Genomic DNA, 15,544 nt, shown 5'->3' with positions numbered 1-15,544 from the left:
CTCGGTGCCCCCGGTGTGACATTTCCGCCGGTTGAGCGCCCCGCCCCTCGCCTTAACAAGCGATAAGGCATGCTGTGCCGAACTCCATCGCCGCCCGTGAAGGGGACCAGGATGCAGTTCGGCCGTTACTACGAGGAGTTCGAGGTCGGCGCCGTCTACCGGCACTGGCCGGGCAAGACGGTCACCGAGTACGACGACCACCTCTTCTGCCTGCTCACCATGAACCACCACCCGCTGCACATGGACGCGCACTACGCCGAGTCCGCCTCGCAGTTCAAGCGCAACGTGGTGGTCGGCAACTACATCTACTCGCTGCTGCTGGGTATGTCCGTACCGGACGTCAGCGGCAAGGCGATCGCCAACCTGGAGATCGAGTCGCTGCGGCACGTCGCGCCGACCTTCCACGGCGACACCATCTACGGCGAGACGACGGTGCTGGACAAGCGCGAGTCGGCGTCGAAGCCCGACCGCGGCGTGGTGGCGGTCGAGACCCGCGGCTACAACCAGGACGGCACGCTCGTCTGCGTGTTCCGCCGCAAGGTCATGGTGCCGAAGAGGGAGTACGCGGCCGCCGCCGTCCCGGACGGCGTCGACCCGGAGCGTCCCAGCTTCCCCGAGCCGCGCTGACCTGCGTCCGTCCGGTCACCGGGCCTCGTTCTCCGTTCGGCGGGGACGGGGTCCGGACCTCGTCCGGGGGCATATGCTCGGGCTGGAGGTGCCCATGAGCCACTCCGTAGCCGGAGAGCCGCCTTCCCCCGGTCGCCGCACCGCACCGGTCGCCACCGCCGCCTACTCGGTGGCGGAGTGGGACCTGCTGACCGACCTGCCGGGCCGCGTCCTCGTCGCCGCCGCCTCGCCCGGCCCCGGGCGCCCGCCGCGGGGGGTCGCGGCCGGTCTGGCCGGCCTGGACGCGGTGGCCGCCGGCCGGGCCTTCGACAGCGATCTCGTCCGCGCCGTGGTGGCCGCGATCTACGCCCGCCACGACGGCGTCACCGAGCGGGACGAGCACCTGACCGACCTGGTCGATTTGCTGGCCGCCGTCCGGGCCGCGGTACGGGTGCTGCGCCGCCGGGCCGATCCGGCCGACTCGGCGGCGTACCGGCAGTGGGTGGAGTCGGTCGCCGCCCGGGTGTGCCGGTCCGGGCGGACCGTGCCGAGCCCCGCCGACACGCGTTTCCTCGACCGGCTGGGCGGCGCGCTCGACCTGCGCTGACCGGGGACGCCGCCGGGCCGTACCCTCTGCAGACCGTGACCGACGACCAGCTCGACGTGGGTGTGGGGCCGTGGCCCGGTGACCCGCCGGACGACCCGCGCTACGACCCGGAGCTGCTCGCCGCCGGGGACCGGCGCAACGTGGTGGACCGCTACCGCTACTGGCGGCGCGAGGCGGTGGTGGCCGACCTGGACCGGCGCCGGCACGACTTCCACGTGGCGATCGAGAACTGGCAGCACGACTTCAACATCGGCACCGTGGTCCGCAACGCCAACGCCTTCCTCGCCGCCGAGGTGCACATCGTCGGGCGGCGGCGGTGGAACCGGCGCGGCGCCATGGTGACCGACCGCTACCAGCACGTCCGGCACCACCCGACGATCGAGGAGTTCGTCGCGTGGGCGCGCGGCGAAGGGCTGGCGGTGGTCGGGATCGACAACCTGCCCGGCTCCCGGCCGATGGAGACGGCGGTGCTGCCGCGTCGCTGCGTGCTCCTGTTCGGGCAGGAGGGGCCGGGGCTGTCGGCGGTGGCCCGATCGGCCTGCGACGCGCTGTTCTCCATCGCCCAGTACGGCTCGACCCGGTCCATCAATGCGGGCGTGGCCAGCGGCATCGCCATGCACACCTGGATCCGGTCGTACGCCGGGCCGCCGCCGGACTGAACGCTGCGTGGGTCCACCACCGGGCGGAAATCCCACGCTCGTCCGCCCGCCCCGCTTGACGCCTGGCGAGTCCGGGGCGACGGTGAGGGTGTGACTGTCGCGGTGAGTTGTCCGAGATGTGCGGGCCCGGTGCGCGAGCCGGACCTGATGCACGCCGAGCACCGGTGCGTCAGCTGCGGCCCGGTCGCGCCGCTGCACGTGCCGGAGCACATCAGCGCCGAGATCATGGCCAGCGTGGTCGGGCGGGTGGCGGCCGATCCGGACCCGGCCGACCGGCTCCGGATGCCGCTGTGGTGCCCGTGGCCGCTCCCGCCGGGGTGGACGCTCACCGGCGTGGCGTGGGCGGGCGACGACCGCGCGGGCGTGCGGGCCACGCTGCTCGCCTGCGCCGGACCAGCCCCCCTGGACGGTGGGCCGGCCGACCTGATCTTCGTCGCCGAGGAACCCGGCGTCGGCCTCGGATCCCGTTTCGCGGGACTGCCCGGACCCGACCCCGGTCCACAGGTGGAGGAGGCGCTCACCGATCCCGGCCCTGGTCATCCCGAGCGGCTGCCGCACGCGAAGATCCGGGCGGGCGGCCATCCGACTCCACTGTGGCTCGTTCGCTCCGAAACGGATCGAAGCGCCTACGCCGGCGAGGCTCGGGGAATGTGGCTCCATGCGATAGCCTGGCCGGCGAGTGCGGGTCACCTCCTCGCGGAAGAAGTCGTGCTGCACGACCTCACCGAGTGGACACCGCCCGAACTCGTGTACGGCGCACCGTCTCCGTACTTGCACGGACGAGCCTGACCGGCTCGTCACGGCGAGTCGGAGAGCGGACGCAGATATTCACGGTAAGACACCATGCTGATACTCTGGGTGCCGCTGCGGTAAACGGACCCGGCGCCGCGCGAGAGGATGGCCCGCTATGGTCAAGAAGGTCCTCACCTGGGCCGGCATCGCATTCTTGATCTTCTTTGTTGCGTACCGGCCCAACTCCGCCGCCGACGTCTTCAAGTCCCTCGGCGGCGGCATCATGGACATCGCACAGGGCTTCGGCGACTTCTTCACCAACCTCGTCGCCTAGCCACCCATGGGAAGCCCTTCCGGTCCGCCCTTCGACCCGGACGACCCCGACCGGGCACGCCGGGAGCGGGACACCGAGCCGATCCCGCGGATCGATCCGGACGACCCGCCCGGTGCGTACGGTCCCGGTCCGTACGCGGACGCGGACGATGCCGGCTACGGCAGCGCGTACGCCGGTGAGGGGCGGTCCGGCCGGGCCTGGGCGCGTGACCCGGACGGCTTCCCGGACCAGCCGATCTCCGAGGACGAGCTGGCCGGGCTGCGGTCAGACGCCTCCGGCATGGCACCCCGCCGGGTGCTGCCGCTGGAGGACGAGCCCAGCTCGCTCGTGGCGCGTTACCTCTTCCCCACCGAGCGGTACCGGGGCGAGTGGAAGCGGCACTGGATCCACCTCACCACCCCGATCATCGTCGGCGTGGCGGCCACGTTCGTGCTCGGCTACCTCTCCGGCTTCCTCGCCGGGCGGGACGTCGGCGCGCTGACCACCGTCGCCGTGCTGCTCTGGTTCGCCGTGATGGGCTGGGTCGCCTGGAAGGTCGCCGACTGGTGGTACGACCGGTTCATCCTGACCAACAAGCGGGTGATGGTGGTCAACGGGATCATCACCCGGCAGGTCGCGATGATGCCGCTCACCCGGGTCACCGACATGAAGTACGAGCAGAGCCCGACCGGCCGCGCCCTCAACTACGGCACGTTCGTGCTGGAGTCCGCCGGTCAGGAACAGGCACTTCGGGTGATCAAGAACCTGCCCAACCCGAACGAGCTCTACCTGCGCGTGGTCGAGGAGATGTACGAGCCGCAGGCGGTCGAGGCGCGGCTGGGCAAGGAAGCCGACGAGGCCAAGGCCGACGACGGAGCCTGAAACTTTTCGTCCGAACATCGGATGGACTGCGCACCTTCCGCCATCGACCCGACCGGGCAGGCCGTGGCATCCTGCCAGGCAGGACGGGGGGAGATGAGTGTGGTGGTGAGCAGAGATCCGCTGGAGGAGGAGTTCCGCGAGTTCGTCGCGGCCCGGTCCGGCGCCCTGCTGCGCACCGCGTACCTGCTCGCCGGTGACTGGGCCACGGCCGAGGATCTGCTCCAGACCGCGCTCACCAAGACCTACCTCGCCTGGAAGCGGCTCGGCGGGATCGACGCCATCGAGCCGTACGCCCGCCGGGTCATGGTCAACACGTCCACCAGCTGGTGGCGGCGCCGCTGGCACGGCGAGCGCCCCACCGAGGTGCTGCCGGAGCGCGCCGGTGTCGACGAGATCGAGCAGCAACTCGACCGGGACGCGCTCTGGCGGCACCTCCAGGCGCTGCCCGCCCGGCAGCGGGCCGTGCTGGTGCTGCGCTTCTACGAGGACATGTCCGAGGCGCAGACCGCCGCGCTGCTGGACATCTCCCCGGGCACGGTCAAGAGCCAGACCTCCCGGGCGCTGAACACGCTACGCCGCCGGCTCGGCTCCGAGGCGGCCCTGAGCCTGCCCGCACCGGCCGACGCGCCCACCGCGACCCCGCCCGCCCCGCCCGGTCCCGCCTCGGCCGGCCGGGCCGTCCCGCCGGCCGGGGACGCCGAGCCGGCGCGGGACGCCGAGCCGGCCCGTACCCCGGCGCGACGGCCCGCCGCCCGGGTGCCCCGGCCGGTCCCACCGGCGGCTCCGGTCCGCCCCGCGGCCCCGATCCCGGCGGAAAGCCGATGAGCGGTACCCCGCACGACGCTGACAACCGGACGGGCAGCCCGGAGCGTCCATTTCCCGTGAGCGACGACGAGCTGGAGCGGGCGCTGCGGGAGACGCTGACCCGCCGCGTCGCGACGTCCCGTCCGCTGCCCGCCGACCCGGCCGGGGCTGTCCTGCGCCGGGCGCGGCGCACGGGCCGGCGCCGCACGCTCACCGGCCTGGCGCTGGCCGGGGTCGCCACCGTCTTCATCACGACCGGGGTGGCCCAGATCAGCGCGTCCGGCGGCGACGGCGGCACGCCCACAGTGGTGCTCGGCGACCCGCCCGTCCTCTTCCCGTCGCCGTCCGGCCCGTCCTCGGTCACCCGCTCCGGGCCGGTCCGCGCCGAACTCGACCTGCTCGTCGGTGACCGGCTGGACACCAGCGGCGGCGAACGGCGGCAGCTGCCCGGGGTGAGCGGCGTCGAACGGGCGCAGCGGATCCACGACCAGGAGGGCTGGCTGCTCACCTCGGCGGCCACCGTCGCCGGCCGTACCCTCTGGTGGGTGCCGGTCGGTGGCGCCGCGCCGCAGGTCATGCTCGCCGCCGCGGACGCGGTGGCGGTCTCCCCGGACGGCCGCCAGGTCGCCTGGCGGGACGGCACGGACGTGATCGCCGCCGGTGTGGTCGCCGGTCAGCTCATCGCACCGGTCCGGACCGCCGCGCCGGAGGGTGCCGTGCCGGTCGGTTTCGCCGGTGACACGGTGCTGATCCAGCAGCCCGGCGACGGCGGGATGAGCGTCTGGGACCGCGCGCTGGGCGGGCAGCCGGGTCCGGTGAACCCGGCCGTCCGCACCGTCTACGGCACCCGGCCCGACGGTCGGGTGGTCGGCCTGGTCGCCGCGGGCCGGGACCAGCAGCTCTGCCTGGCCCTGCTCGACCCGGCCCGCGACCTCGCCCCGGTGCGTACCGGATGCGGCCTGAAGCTGGCCACCGACGGGCTCGGCGCCGTCTCCCCCGACGGGCGGTGGCTGCTCGCGAACGGCACGTCGCGAACCGCCCTCCTGGTGGACCTGGGCGACCCGGCCCGCCCGGTCACCCACCCGGCCGGCCCGGTGCTGGCCGGCGGCGTGGCCTGGACCCGGGGCGGCGTGGCGCTGCACGTGGACGCGAGCGGCGGGTTGGTCCGGGTCGAGCCCGAGCAGGTGCTGGCCGGTGACCGGCCCACGGCCGCGACTGTCGAAGGGCTGGCGCCGGAGGACCACCCGGTGGTGGTGGCCGACGTCCCCGCGGTGCCGGACGGGGCGTAGCGTCGGGCGGGTGAGCGTCCCCGCCCGCATCGACCTGCACACCCACTCCACCGCCAGCGACGGCACCCTGGCCCCCGCCGACCTGGTCCGGGCGGCCGCCGACGCCGGGCTCGACGTGGTGGCACTCACCGACCACGACACCACAGCGGGCTGGTCGCCCGCCGTCGCCGCCCTGCCGCCCGGCCTCACCCTCGTCCGTGGGGCGGAGATCTCCTGCCGCTGGTCCGGCGCCGAGCCGGCGATCCCGCTGCACCTGCTCGCCTACCTGTTCGACCCGGCCGAGCCGCACCTGGCCGCGGAGCTGGCCCGGGTACGCCGGGCCCGCGAGGAACGCGGCGAGCGCATCGTGCGGCTGCTCCAGGCCGACGGCGTCCCGGTGAGCTGGACGGAGATCCTGACCGGCGCGGGCGGCGGCACCGTCGGCCGACCGCACATCGCGCAGGCGCTGATCCGGGCCGGCCTGGTCGCCACCACCACCGAGGCCTTCGGTCCGGACTGGCTCGGCGAGCGGTACCGGCTGCCGAAGGACGACATCGAGGTGTTCCGGGCGGTGGCGCTGGTGCGGGCGGCCGGTGGCGTGCCCGTCTTCGCCCACCCCAAGGCGAGTCGGCGCGGCCGGATCGTGCCGGACGAGCTGATCGCGGACCTGGCGACGGCCGGCCTGGCCGGGCTGGAGGCCGACCACGAGGACCACGACCCGGCCGAGCGGGCGCACGTCCGCGGGCTCGCCGCCGACCTGGGACTACTGGTCACCGGCTCGTCCGACTTCCACGGCACGCACAAGACCGTCCGGCTCGGCGCGCACACCACAGGGCCCGAGGCGTACGAGCGGATCGTCGCGCTGGCCCGCGGGGTGACCCCTGTCGCTTCGAGCTGAAGTGCCGCGGCGGCACGGCTACCGTGTCGGCGTGGATCTCAAGCTCTTCGGCGAGGTCTTCGTGACCCTGCTGGTGATCGTCGACCCGCCCGGCATGATGCCCATCTTCCTCGCGCTGACCGGGCCGCTGCCCGCGCGCGACCGGAACCGGGCCGCCTGGCAGGCCGTGGCGCTGGCGCTCGTGGTCATCGTGCTCTTCGCGGTGGCGGGGCAGACGATCCTGGCGTACCTGCACGTCGACCTGCCCGCCCTCCAGGCGGCGGGCGGCCTGTTGCTGATCCTGGTCGCGCTGGAGCTGCTGACCGGCAAGGCGGACGACCCCAGCAACCAGGTCACCTCGAACATCGCGCTGGTGCCGCTCGGCACCCCGCTGCTGGCCGGGCCGGGCGCCATCGTGGCGACCATGCTGTTCGTGCAGCAGGCCGGCGGCCCCGTCGACTACCTCGCCATCGGGCTGGCAATCGTCGCGGTGATGGTCACCGTCTGGGTGGTGCTGCGTTTCTCCGGCGGGATCGTCAAGGTGCTGCGTCCCGGCGGCATCGAGGTGCTGACCCGGATCGCCGGCCTGCTGCTGGCCGCCATCGCCGTGCAGCTCATCGCCGACGCGATCGCCGCGTTCGTCACCCAGTACCTCAACAACGCCTGAGCGGGTCGTCCGGTGTCGTACCCGGATGGCAGGATTCTCCGGGTGCGACGACCGTCAGCAGCCAGCGGCTCCCGGGCTCCCCGACCTCGCGCCGAGCAGTCCGAGCAGCTCGGCTTCGAGGGCATGCCGGAACGCCTGTTCGTATGCACCCCGAGCAAGCTCGGCGCGTACGCGGACTGTCCCCGCCGCTACCGCTACGCCTACGTGGACCGGCCCGCGCCGCCCAAGGGCCCGCCCTGGGCGCACAACTCGCTCGGCGCGAGCGTCCACACCGCGCTGAAGAACTGGTACGCGCTGGACGCCGGCCGCCGCCGCCCCGAGGTGCTCGGCACGCTGCTCAAGGGCGCCTGGGTCCGCGAGGGCTACCGCGACGACGAGCAGGAGCGCGACGCCTTCCGGCGGGCACTGACCTGGCTGGAGAGCTACGTGACGGGCCTCGATCCGGCCGACGAGCCGGTCGGCGTGGAACGGGTGGTCGCGGTCAAGACCGTTGTGCTCGCGTTCAACGGCCGCACCGACCGGATCGACTCGCGCCCCGGCCCCGACGGGCGGCCCGAGCTGGTCATCGTCGACTACAAGACCGGCCGCACCGGCCTCGACACCGACGACGCGCGCGGCTCGCAGGCGCTCGCGCTCTACGCTTACGCGGCCGAGCGGGTGTTCCGCAAGCCGTGCCGCCGGGTCGAGCTGCACCACCTGCCCACCGGCACCGTAGCCGCGCACGAGCACACACCGGAGTCCCTGCGGCGGCAGCTCACCCGCGCCGAGGACACCGCCCGCGACATCATGGCCGCCGAGCGCGCGGTGGCCGACGGCGCCGACCCCGACACGGCGTTCCCCACCGAGCCGGGTCCGCGGTGCGGCTGGTGCGACTACCGGCGTACGTGCCCGACCGGCGCGCAGACCCCGGGCAAGGAGCCCTGGTCCGCAGTCGAGCGCCTCGCCGGCCCGGAGTGAGTGCGTTGCGCCGTCAGGCCGCGGTCAGGCGGGCGGCGCGTTCCTTGGCGGCCTGCTGCAACGGGCCCTCCCGGTAGCGCCGGGGCACCGCGGCCAGCGCCAGCCGCAGCGCCCGCGCGCTCAGGTCCGCCGACAGGGCGGTGGTGGGCAGGCCCAGCCCGCCGTACAGCCGCAACGCCCAGGGCGGCAGCATCCCCAGCGCGGTGGCGGCGATCCCGAAGTACGCCCAGCGCGGCGGGCCCAGGTTCAGGCCGACCCGCGCCGGCAGGCTGAGCTTCCACGGGATCGGCGGCGCGGTCAGGAACACCGCTGTCTCGGCCGCCTCCCGGGTCATCCGCAACTGCGGGCGCACGTCCCGGTAGTAGTCGGCCACCTCCGCGGCGGTGCCCGGCACGTCGCCCGGGCCCAGCCCCACCAGGGCCGCCGACCGGCGCTGCTCGGTGTAGTAGCCGTCCACCTCGTCGTCGGTCAGCGCCAGCCCGGCCCGCCGGGCGGTGCTCACGAACGACTCGACCTCGGTGACGTGCACCCACCGCAGCAGCTCCGGATCGTCGACGCGGAACTCCTCACCGGTGAACGGGTCGGTGGCGCGCATCCGGGCGTGCCGCGTACGCAGTCGTCGCCCGGCCGCCTCGGCCTCGGCGGTGGTGCCGTAGATCGTCGTCCCCACGTACGTCGCCGTGCGGACCAGCCGCCCCCAGGCGTCGGTGCGGTAGTTGCTGTTCTGGGCGACGCCGGCCATCGTGCGGGGGTGCAGCGCCTGGAGATAGAGCGAGCGCAGGCCGGCGACGATCAGGATCGGTTCCTCGTGCACCTTCCACGTGACCGATCCCGGACCGAAGAGGCCGAGGTCTTCGGTGTCCACCGATCAAGAGTGCCACGCGCCGCCGTCCGCCGTCCTCGGTGCGGCGGCCAGGCGGCGGCCGTCCTCGGCGCGACTGTCAGTCGTCGGCGGAGCGGCGGGACTGGCAGGCCGGGCAGAGACCCCAGAAGGTCACTTCCGCCTCGTCCAGCTCGAAGCCGTGCGCCACGTTCGGGTCCAGGCAGGGGGCGCTGCCGACCGCGCAGTCCACGTCGGCGATCTGCCCGCAGCCCCGGCACACCACGTGGTGGTGATTGTCGCCGACCCGGGCCTCGTACCGCGCCGGACTGCCGGCCGGCTCGATCCGGCGGGACAGGCCGGCCCGGGACAGGGCCCCGAGCACGTCGTAGACGGCCTGGGTGGAGACCGAGTCGATGCGCTGGCGGACCCGGCGGGTGATCTCGTCGACCTCCAGGTGGCCGCCGGCGGAGAGCACGTCCAGGACGGCGAGGCGAGGCCGGGTGACCCGTAGACCCCTCGACCGGAGCAGATCCTCGCCTGTGGACATGGATCCATGACAGCACGGGGCAGTCGGGCCGACAAGCGAGCGTCGTTCACCCGTGGCCGGGGCCACAGGTGAACGGGTTCCGCCGCGCCCGCGTGTATCGAGGAAGACGGCGGCACGCCGTACGCTGAGCGCGCCAAACCACCCACTCGCCGGAGGTGTCGGTGTTCAGGGAAATCAACGGTCTGCCGGCCCACGTGCTGGTCATCCACGCGGCGGTGGTGCTGGTGCCGCTGCTGGCACTGCTCGCCGTCGGGTACGGGGTGCTGCCCCGCTGGCGGCACCGCCTCGACTGGGCGGTCGCGGCGCTCGCCGTCGTCACCCCGATCGTCGCCTGGGTGGCGACCGAGTCCGGCGAGGAACTGGAGGAGGCCCTGCGCGCGAAGGGCTACCCGCCGGACCGGCTCCAGCAGATCAGTGAGCACGCCGAGTACGGCGACATGCTGTTCTGGTTCGCGCTCGGGCTCGGCGTCGCCGCGCTGCTGCTCGTGCTGTCGACGAGCCGCTTCGTCGCGGGCCGGAACCTGCCTCGCTGGCTCCCGGTGGTGCTCACCGTCGTGGTGGCCGTGCTCGCGGTCTTCGCGCTCGTGTACGTCTACTGGACCGGGGACAGCGGCGCCAAGATGGTCTGGGACGGCGTCGTCTGACTCAGAACAGCACCCGCGAGCACAGCAGACAGGTGAGCAGCACCAGCACCACGGCGACGGCGGCCCCGATGCCGTAGGTGAGCCGCTGCGCGCGCTGCTCCGCCTGGTCCATCGCGGCCATGTCCTGCGGCGGGAGCCGGCGGGGCGGTGACGGCTGCACGTGTACCGGTGGCCGCCACCCGGGCGGTGGGGGCGTGCTCGGCGGCGGTCCCGCGTACCCCGAGGCAGGGGTGCCGCCACCGGGCGGGCCCGGCCACGCGCCACCGGCGACCGTCCAGCCGCCCGCCGCCTCGGACCGGGCCCACGGGCTGTCGGTGGCCGCCTCGCGTGACCACGGGCTGGCGTTCCCGGCGGCCTCCGGCGTGTCCGCGTCTCCGGCGTCGGTTCCGGCGGTGTGGATCCTCCCGGCTGCGGTCGGGTCCGCCGCGGGGGTGCCCGGATCGGGCTGCCCGGTGGTCCCGGCCGGAACGCCGGTGCGGTCCGGGTCATGATCTCCGCCGGCACCGCCCGGCCGAGATCCAGGACCGCTCGGGCCGTCCGCTTCCGGGGGGACCGCCCCGGAGGCGTTCTCCCCGGCCGTGGCCGGTTGCTGCGGGCGTCGCCAGGTCTCGTCGTCGGGGCTGCCACCGCTCGGCGTCGTCACGCCGTCCGACGCTACCAACGCCCCGGCCGGTCGGCCGCCCGACGCGTCGATCACCGCCGCTGCGGCCCGTCGCGCTCGGTGATGGAATTCCGCAGCTTTGGCCCGGTACGGCCGGGCTCGACACGACCCGGCCGGTGTGCGGGATCGAGCGGGCGGCCCGTCCGGCGGTATCGTTGCTGCTCGTGACCGACCCCGCCATCCGGACACCGCGCGACGACGACGACCGCGTGGTCGACCTCAGCGACGACTTCGTGGTGCTGCCCGAGCAGACAAGCGACGACACCGACCGCGGCTGGGGCGAGCGCCCCGGCGGCAGCGACGACTGGCTGCTCGCCGAACGCCCCCCGCACTGGGGCTGATCAGCGCCGGGCCGAGGCCGACCGCACGGCACCAGGGCGGACCGGTTCGGGTCAGCCGCGGACGACCACGGCGAAGCGACTGCCCTCCGGTAGTCCGACCGCCCGCCGGGCCTGCTCCGGCGGCAGCGCCAGGTAGAGCGCCGAGGAGCCGTCGACAGCCCCGGTGGTGCCGACCACGTCGAGCACCAGCGCGCGGGGCGCCAGCAGCGTCGGGTCGGGCGAGCCGCCGGCCGGGACGACGAGCAGGTCGACGCGGGCGCCCGGGCGCAGCACCGCGAGGGCCGCCGGCTCGGCCAGCCGGATCGGTACGCCCACCGCACCGGCCGGCAGCGCGCGGATGCCGCCGGACGGCGACGCCGTCGCCGAGGCGGCCGGCGGGACGCGGGGCGGTGGGCAGGACGGCGGCGTCTGGAGCACCGCCGCGGCCAACCCCAGCAGCACCGCGACGAGCGTCACCCGCAGCAGCGTCCGGCGCCGGGGCAACCCGCGCCAGCGGACCGGACGCAACGTCCCCTCGCCATCCGTCACCGCTGCCTCCCGCCGCCTGTCGTCCGACCGCAGGCTAGGCCCGGACTCCCGGTGCGCGCCGCCCCACCGCCCGCGCCTGTGGATAACCCGCCGGCCTGTGGAAAACCACGCCTTCGGGCGGGCCCGCCGTCACCGGCGCGGAGGCCCGGTGCGGCCGGGACCGCCAGCTCGGGGGACTTGCTGCTTCCGGACCGGCGGATGCAGCAACCTCGCCGAGGTGGCGAGCATCCGCCGCTAACGGGAACGTGGCCGCCCCCGAGCGGGAACGGCCACGTGTCGCGTGCGACAGCGGGTCAGGACGAGCTGGACGCCGCCGGTGCCTTGCTCGCCGTCGACCCCGACCCCGAGCCGGACGACGAGGACGAACCGGACGAGGAGGACGACGACGAGGAGTCCGACGACGAGGACGACGACTCGGACTTGGCCGGCTTGCTCGTGGTCGAGGTGCCGTTGTCGGAGCCGGACGAACGGGAGTCCGTGCGGTAGAAGCCGGAGCCCTTGAACACGATGCCCACCGAGTTGAAGAGCTTGCGCAGCCGCCCCTCACACGCCGGGCACTCGGTCAGCGGCTCGTCCGAGAAGGACTGCACCGCCTCGAGCTGGTGGCCGCACGCGGTGCAGGCGTACTGGTACGTGGGCACGTTCTCCTCCGGATCTTCGGCACGGCCTTCTGGCACTCGTGGTCTTCGAGTGCCAATGGTGCGTCATGACCCCCGGGTTCGTCCAGCGGAAGCGCCCGGGCCCACACCCGGGACCGCCACGAGCCCGTCGGCTGGAGTGATCACACAGTGCACCGGGCGGTCGTGCGGCAGGGCGGGCACCGCCTCCACCAGCTCGCCGTCGTGCAGCAGCGCCACGGTCGGCACCGTCGCGGGCACCCGGGCCAGCGCGCGGTCGTACGAGCCGCCGCCCCGGCCCAGCCGGACGCCCCGGCGGTCGACCGCGACCGCCGGCACCACGACCAGGCCGGCTCCGGCCACGGCGGAACGCCCCCGGGGCGAGGCGGTCGGCTCGCGCAGGCCCCGGCCGGCGGCGCGCAGCGACTCCGGGCCGGTGTACGGGGCCCAGTCCAGGTCCAGGTCCTCGCGGAGCACCGGCAGCAGCAGCTCGGCGTCGGGCGGCAGCGCGGCGCGCAGCACGTCCGGCAGGTCGTCCCCGCCGGGCTCCGAGGCGACCGGGACGTACGCGCTCATCCTGGCCGGCCGCAGCCGGCGTACCAACGTCACCAGCTCGGCCTGGACGGCGGCCGCAGCCACCGCGCGGTCGGCCGCGGACAGCGACCGGCGCGCGGCGAGTAGCGCGATGCGCATCTCCCGCTTCGCATCGTGCGCTTCATCCGAAAATTCCGGCACGCAACACTCCTGACGCAACGCTTGCCTAATGGTCGCTCTGTGTCAGCATCGCACCAAGGGAGCGGAACTTCCGGGGGGAAGATTGACGCTACGCGGGCGGTTGACGGCGGCTTTCCTCGCGGTGGTCCTCGGCCCCGTCCTGCTCGGCGCGTTCTTCGTCGGGGTCACGCTCAGCGCCGTCGACCACAGCCGCGCCACCGAGCGCCTGGGCCTGGCCGCGGCCGGTGTCCGTACCTCGATCGACGCGCTCTGCCAGCAACTCCGCGCGGCGGCCGACGCGGTCGCGCTGGTCGGCGACCCGGCCGCCCGGTCTCGTGCGGCCGACCAGGTGGTCGCCCGGGGCCTGGCCGCCGCCGTGCGGATGGCCGACGCCGCCGGCCGCACCACCTACGCCACGGCCGGCGGGCCGGCCGGGCGCTGGCAGGACTGCGCCGGCTCGCCCGCCACCGGAGCCGGAGCGCTCTCCGCCCGGGTCGGGCTCCGCGACCCGGCCGGCACCGACCTGGGCGCGGTCGCCGCCGCCCAGCCCGTCGACCGGGCCTTCGTGGCGCGGCTCGCCGCCGTGACCGGCGTCGGGGTCACCCTCCTCGACGACCCCGGCGGCATCACCCACACGACCGAGGAGCAGGGGGTACGCGCAGCGGTGCTGGCCGCCGCCGGCAAGGCGGACGGGAACCGGGTGACCGGGACCGGCGACGGCCGGTACGTGCGCCGCGTCGGTCCGTCTCCCGGTCAGCCGCTGCCGCTGGTGCTGTCGGTGCCGGGGGAGCGTGCGCCGGGCCTGTACGGGGCGCTGATCGCCGCCGTGGCGCTCGCCGCCCTGCTCGCGGTGCTCGCCGCCTGGCGACTGGCCCGGGTGACCACCCGGCCGCTCGGTGAGCTGGCCGGCGCGGTGGACCGGGTGGCGCGCGGCGACCTGAGCGCCCGGGTGCCGGTGCGCAGCCGCGACGAGGTAGGGCGGCTGGCGAGCGCGTTCAACCGGATGACCCGGGAGACCGGCACCTACGTGACGGCGCTGACCAGCAGCCGCGACCAGCTCCGCAACCATCTCGCCGTGCTCGGCGACACGCTCGCCAGCACGCACGACCTGCAACGCATCCTGCGGGTGATCCTGGACAGCGCGATCGCCGCGACCGGCGCCCAGGCCGGCGCGGTGCTGCTGGTCGACGGCGACGGCGTACTCGTCGGCCGGTGCGTGGAGGGGCTGACCGGACGCTGGCCGACGCCCGACCCGGCCGACCCGGCGACGCTGCGGGTGCCGGTCGGCGCCGGGGTGCTCGGCGCGGTGGCCGCCACCGGCGAACCGCTGCGCGGACGGTGGGCGCCGCCGGACGCGCCGACCGGGGAGCCTACCTGCGAGACGTACGTGGCGGTGCCGTTCGCCACCCCCGGCGGCGCCGAGCCGCGCGGCCCGGACCGGCCCGGCCACCCGCCCGCCGACGGCGACCCGTCCGGCTCGGACTGTGCGGCGCTCGGCGTGCTCGTGCTCTACGACCGGGTCGGCGGGCACGAGTTCCACGACGACGACGTGGTGACGCTGCGGACGTTCGCCGGGCACGCGGCGGTCGCGGTGGAGAACGTCCGGGTGCACGAGGAGGCGCAGCGGCTCTCCCTCACCGACCCGCTCACCGGGCTGTGGAACTACCGCTACCTGCGCGAGTCGATCCGCCGCGAGGTGGAGCGGGCGAACCGGTTCGGCCGGATGCTCAGCGTCCTCGCGCTCGACCTGGACCGGTTCAAGAACGTCAACGACACCTGGGGACACGCCGCCGGGGACGCCGTGCTGGTCGAGTTCGCCCGCCGGGTACGCGGCGTGATCCGCGAGGTGGACCTGGCGTTCCGGCAGGGCGGCGAGGAGTTCGTGGTGCTGCTGCCGGAGACCGACGCCCGGGGTGCCACGATCGTCGCCGAGCGGCTCGGCGCGGTGGTACGCGACCAGCCGGTCGCGGTCGAGGGGAGCGGCGACGAGCCGGTGTGGGTGCCGGTGACCGTCTCCATCGGCATCGCCGTCTACCCGGACCACGCGGCCGGCGGCCAGCAGGTGCTCGACGCCGCCGACGACGCGTTGTACGCGGCGAAGGCCGCCGGACGCGACGGCTACCGGCTGGCCCCGGCGCCCGATCCGGTGCCCACCCGGGAGATCCCGGTGGTGGCCGCCGGTGCCGGCCCGCCGGACGGGCTGCCCCGGGCCGGCGCGGCGGACCCGGCGGGCACCGCCCAGGGCGGCGCGTCTTCCGGTCCTCACCCGCCGCGGCAGAGCCGTGGCCGATAGTCTC

General features: G+C 74.8%; 20 protein-coding genes. 15 read left to right on the top strand and 5 right to left on the bottom strand.

Going from position 1 to position 15,544, the window contains the following annotated elements; genetic code table 11:
* Positions 1-111: 111 nt before the first annotated feature.
* The 11 genes from GA0070215_RS22765 to GA0070215_RS22720 all read left to right on the top strand — a co-directional run bounded on the left by GA0070215_RS22765 (position 112) and on the right by GA0070215_RS22720 (position 8,372).
* Positions 112-627 (top strand): MaoC family dehydratase, encoded by a 516-nt coding sequence (locus GA0070215_RS22765; protein WP_018789068.1) that lies wholly within the window; start codon positions 112-114, stop codon positions 625-627.
* A 94-nt stretch (positions 628-721) separates the two neighbouring features.
* Complete coding sequence (locus tag GA0070215_RS22760) at positions 722-1,213, top strand: hypothetical protein (protein ID WP_091049645.1); 492 nt, start codon at positions 722-724, stop codon at positions 1,211-1,213.
* A gap of 35 nt (positions 1,214-1,248) precedes the next feature.
* A complete protein-coding gene (locus GA0070215_RS22755) occupies positions 1,249-1,872 on the top strand; it encodes a TrmH family RNA methyltransferase (protein WP_091049558.1) in 624 nt (207 codons plus the stop codon).
* A gap of 90 nt (positions 1,873-1,962) precedes the next feature.
* Positions 1,963-2,661: a DUF6758 family protein gene (locus GA0070215_RS22750; protein WP_341845022.1), complete on the top strand. Its 699-nt coding sequence runs from the start codon at positions 1,963-1,965 to the stop codon at positions 2,659-2,661.
* Between the two features lie 118 nt (positions 2,662-2,779).
* On the top strand, positions 2,780-2,938 hold the full coding sequence (locus GA0070215_RS28520) for a hypothetical protein (protein WP_013283898.1): 159 nt from the start codon (positions 2,780-2,782) through the stop codon (positions 2,936-2,938).
* A gap of 6 nt (positions 2,939-2,944) precedes the next feature.
* Positions 2,945-3,799, top strand: coding sequence for a PH domain-containing protein (locus GA0070215_RS22745; protein WP_018789064.1), 855 nt, complete (start codon positions 2,945-2,947; stop codon positions 3,797-3,799).
* A 105-nt stretch (positions 3,800-3,904) separates the two neighbouring features.
* Positions 3,905-4,624 carry a SigE family RNA polymerase sigma factor gene (locus tag GA0070215_RS22740; RefSeq protein ID WP_425254637.1) on the top strand — a complete coding sequence of 240 codons (720 nt, stop codon included), beginning with the start codon at positions 3,905-3,907 and terminating at the stop codon, positions 4,622-4,624.
* A gap of 56 nt (positions 4,625-4,680) precedes the next feature.
* On the top strand, positions 4,681-5,892 hold the full coding sequence (locus tag GA0070215_RS22735; RefSeq protein WP_244167099.1) for a WD40 repeat domain-containing protein: 1,212 nt from the start codon (positions 4,681-4,683) through the stop codon (positions 5,890-5,892).
* Between the two features lie 10 nt (positions 5,893-5,902).
* On the top strand, positions 5,903-6,769 hold the full coding sequence (locus GA0070215_RS22730) for a PHP domain-containing protein (protein WP_018789061.1): 867 nt from the start codon (positions 5,903-5,905) through the stop codon (positions 6,767-6,769).
* A gap of 31 nt (positions 6,770-6,800) precedes the next feature.
* Positions 6,801-7,415: a MarC family protein gene (locus GA0070215_RS22725; RefSeq protein ID WP_026268758.1), complete on the top strand. Its 615-nt coding sequence runs from the start codon at positions 6,801-6,803 to the stop codon at positions 7,413-7,415.
* Positions 7,416-7,448: 33 nt separating this feature from the next.
* Entirely contained in the window at positions 7,449-8,372 is a 924-nt protein-coding gene (locus tag GA0070215_RS22720) for a RecB family exonuclease (protein ID WP_377468726.1), read from the top strand.
* Between the two features lie 13 nt (positions 8,373-8,385).
* Here GA0070215_RS22720 and GA0070215_RS22715 read toward each other — a convergent pair whose 3' ends face one another.
* Both GA0070215_RS22715 and GA0070215_RS22710 read right to left on the bottom strand, forming a co-directional pair.
* On the bottom strand, positions 8,386-9,237 hold the full coding sequence (locus tag GA0070215_RS22715) for an oxygenase MpaB family protein (RefSeq protein ID WP_018789058.1): 852 nt from the start codon (positions 9,235-9,237) through the stop codon (positions 8,386-8,388).
* 76 nt (positions 9,238-9,313) lie between these two features.
* Positions 9,314-9,742 (bottom strand): Fur family transcriptional regulator, encoded by a 429-nt coding sequence (locus GA0070215_RS22710; protein ID WP_091049541.1) that lies wholly within the window; start codon positions 9,740-9,742, stop codon positions 9,314-9,316.
* A gap of 161 nt (positions 9,743-9,903) precedes the next feature.
* Between GA0070215_RS22710 and GA0070215_RS22705 the strand changes: the two genes are divergently transcribed.
* Positions 9,904-10,386: a DUF2231 domain-containing protein gene (locus GA0070215_RS22705; RefSeq protein WP_091049636.1), complete on the top strand. Its 483-nt coding sequence runs from the start codon at positions 9,904-9,906 to the stop codon at positions 10,384-10,386.
* 1 nt (position 10,387) lies between these two features.
* Here GA0070215_RS22705 and GA0070215_RS28515 read toward each other — a convergent pair whose 3' ends face one another.
* The gene (locus tag GA0070215_RS28515) at positions 10,388-11,029 is read right to left on the bottom strand and encodes a hypothetical protein (protein WP_167361548.1); all 642 of its coding nucleotides are present in this window, start codon (positions 11,027-11,029) and stop codon (positions 10,388-10,390) included.
* A gap of 182 nt (positions 11,030-11,211) precedes the next feature.
* Here GA0070215_RS28515 and GA0070215_RS28705 point away from each other — a divergent pair, with 182 nt between their 5' ends.
* Positions 11,212-11,388 carry a hypothetical protein gene (locus GA0070215_RS28705; protein ID WP_208600409.1) on the top strand — a complete coding sequence of 59 codons (177 nt, stop codon included), beginning with the start codon at positions 11,212-11,214 and terminating at the stop codon, positions 11,386-11,388.
* Positions 11,389-11,439: 51 nt separating this feature from the next.
* Here the strand turns inward: GA0070215_RS28705 and GA0070215_RS22695 are convergent, their stop codons facing one another.
* Positions 11,440-11,916, bottom strand: coding sequence for a hypothetical protein (locus GA0070215_RS22695; RefSeq protein WP_026268755.1), 477 nt, complete (start codon positions 11,914-11,916; stop codon positions 11,440-11,442).
* 273 nt (positions 11,917-12,189) lie between these two features.
* On the opposite strand from GA0070215_RS22695, the gene GA0070215_RS29275 reads away from it, so the two are divergent.
* Positions 12,190-12,402, top strand: a complete 213-nt coding sequence (locus tag GA0070215_RS29275) for a hypothetical protein (RefSeq protein WP_244167101.1) — start codon at positions 12,190-12,192, stop codon at positions 12,400-12,402.
* Between the two features lie 218 nt (positions 12,403-12,620).
* Here GA0070215_RS29275 and GA0070215_RS22685 read toward each other — a convergent pair whose 3' ends face one another.
* Positions 12,621-13,268, bottom strand: coding sequence for a 5-formyltetrahydrofolate cyclo-ligase (locus GA0070215_RS22685; protein WP_091049534.1), 648 nt, complete (start codon positions 13,266-13,268; stop codon positions 12,621-12,623).
* Positions 13,269-13,350: 82 nt separating this feature from the next.
* Between GA0070215_RS22685 and GA0070215_RS22680 the strand changes: the two genes are divergently transcribed.
* Positions 13,351-15,540: a GGDEF domain-containing protein gene (locus GA0070215_RS22680; RefSeq protein ID WP_208600404.1), complete on the top strand. Its 2,190-nt coding sequence runs from the start codon at positions 13,351-13,353 to the stop codon at positions 15,538-15,540.
* The last annotated feature ends 4 nt before the right edge of the window (positions 15,541-15,544 follow it).

Source organism: Micromonospora marina, from assembly GCF_900091565.1.
Lineage (GTDB): Bacteria > Actinomycetota > Actinomycetes > Mycobacteriales > Micromonosporaceae > Micromonospora > Micromonospora marina.
This window is presented reverse-complemented; position numbering and strand designations above follow the sequence as displayed.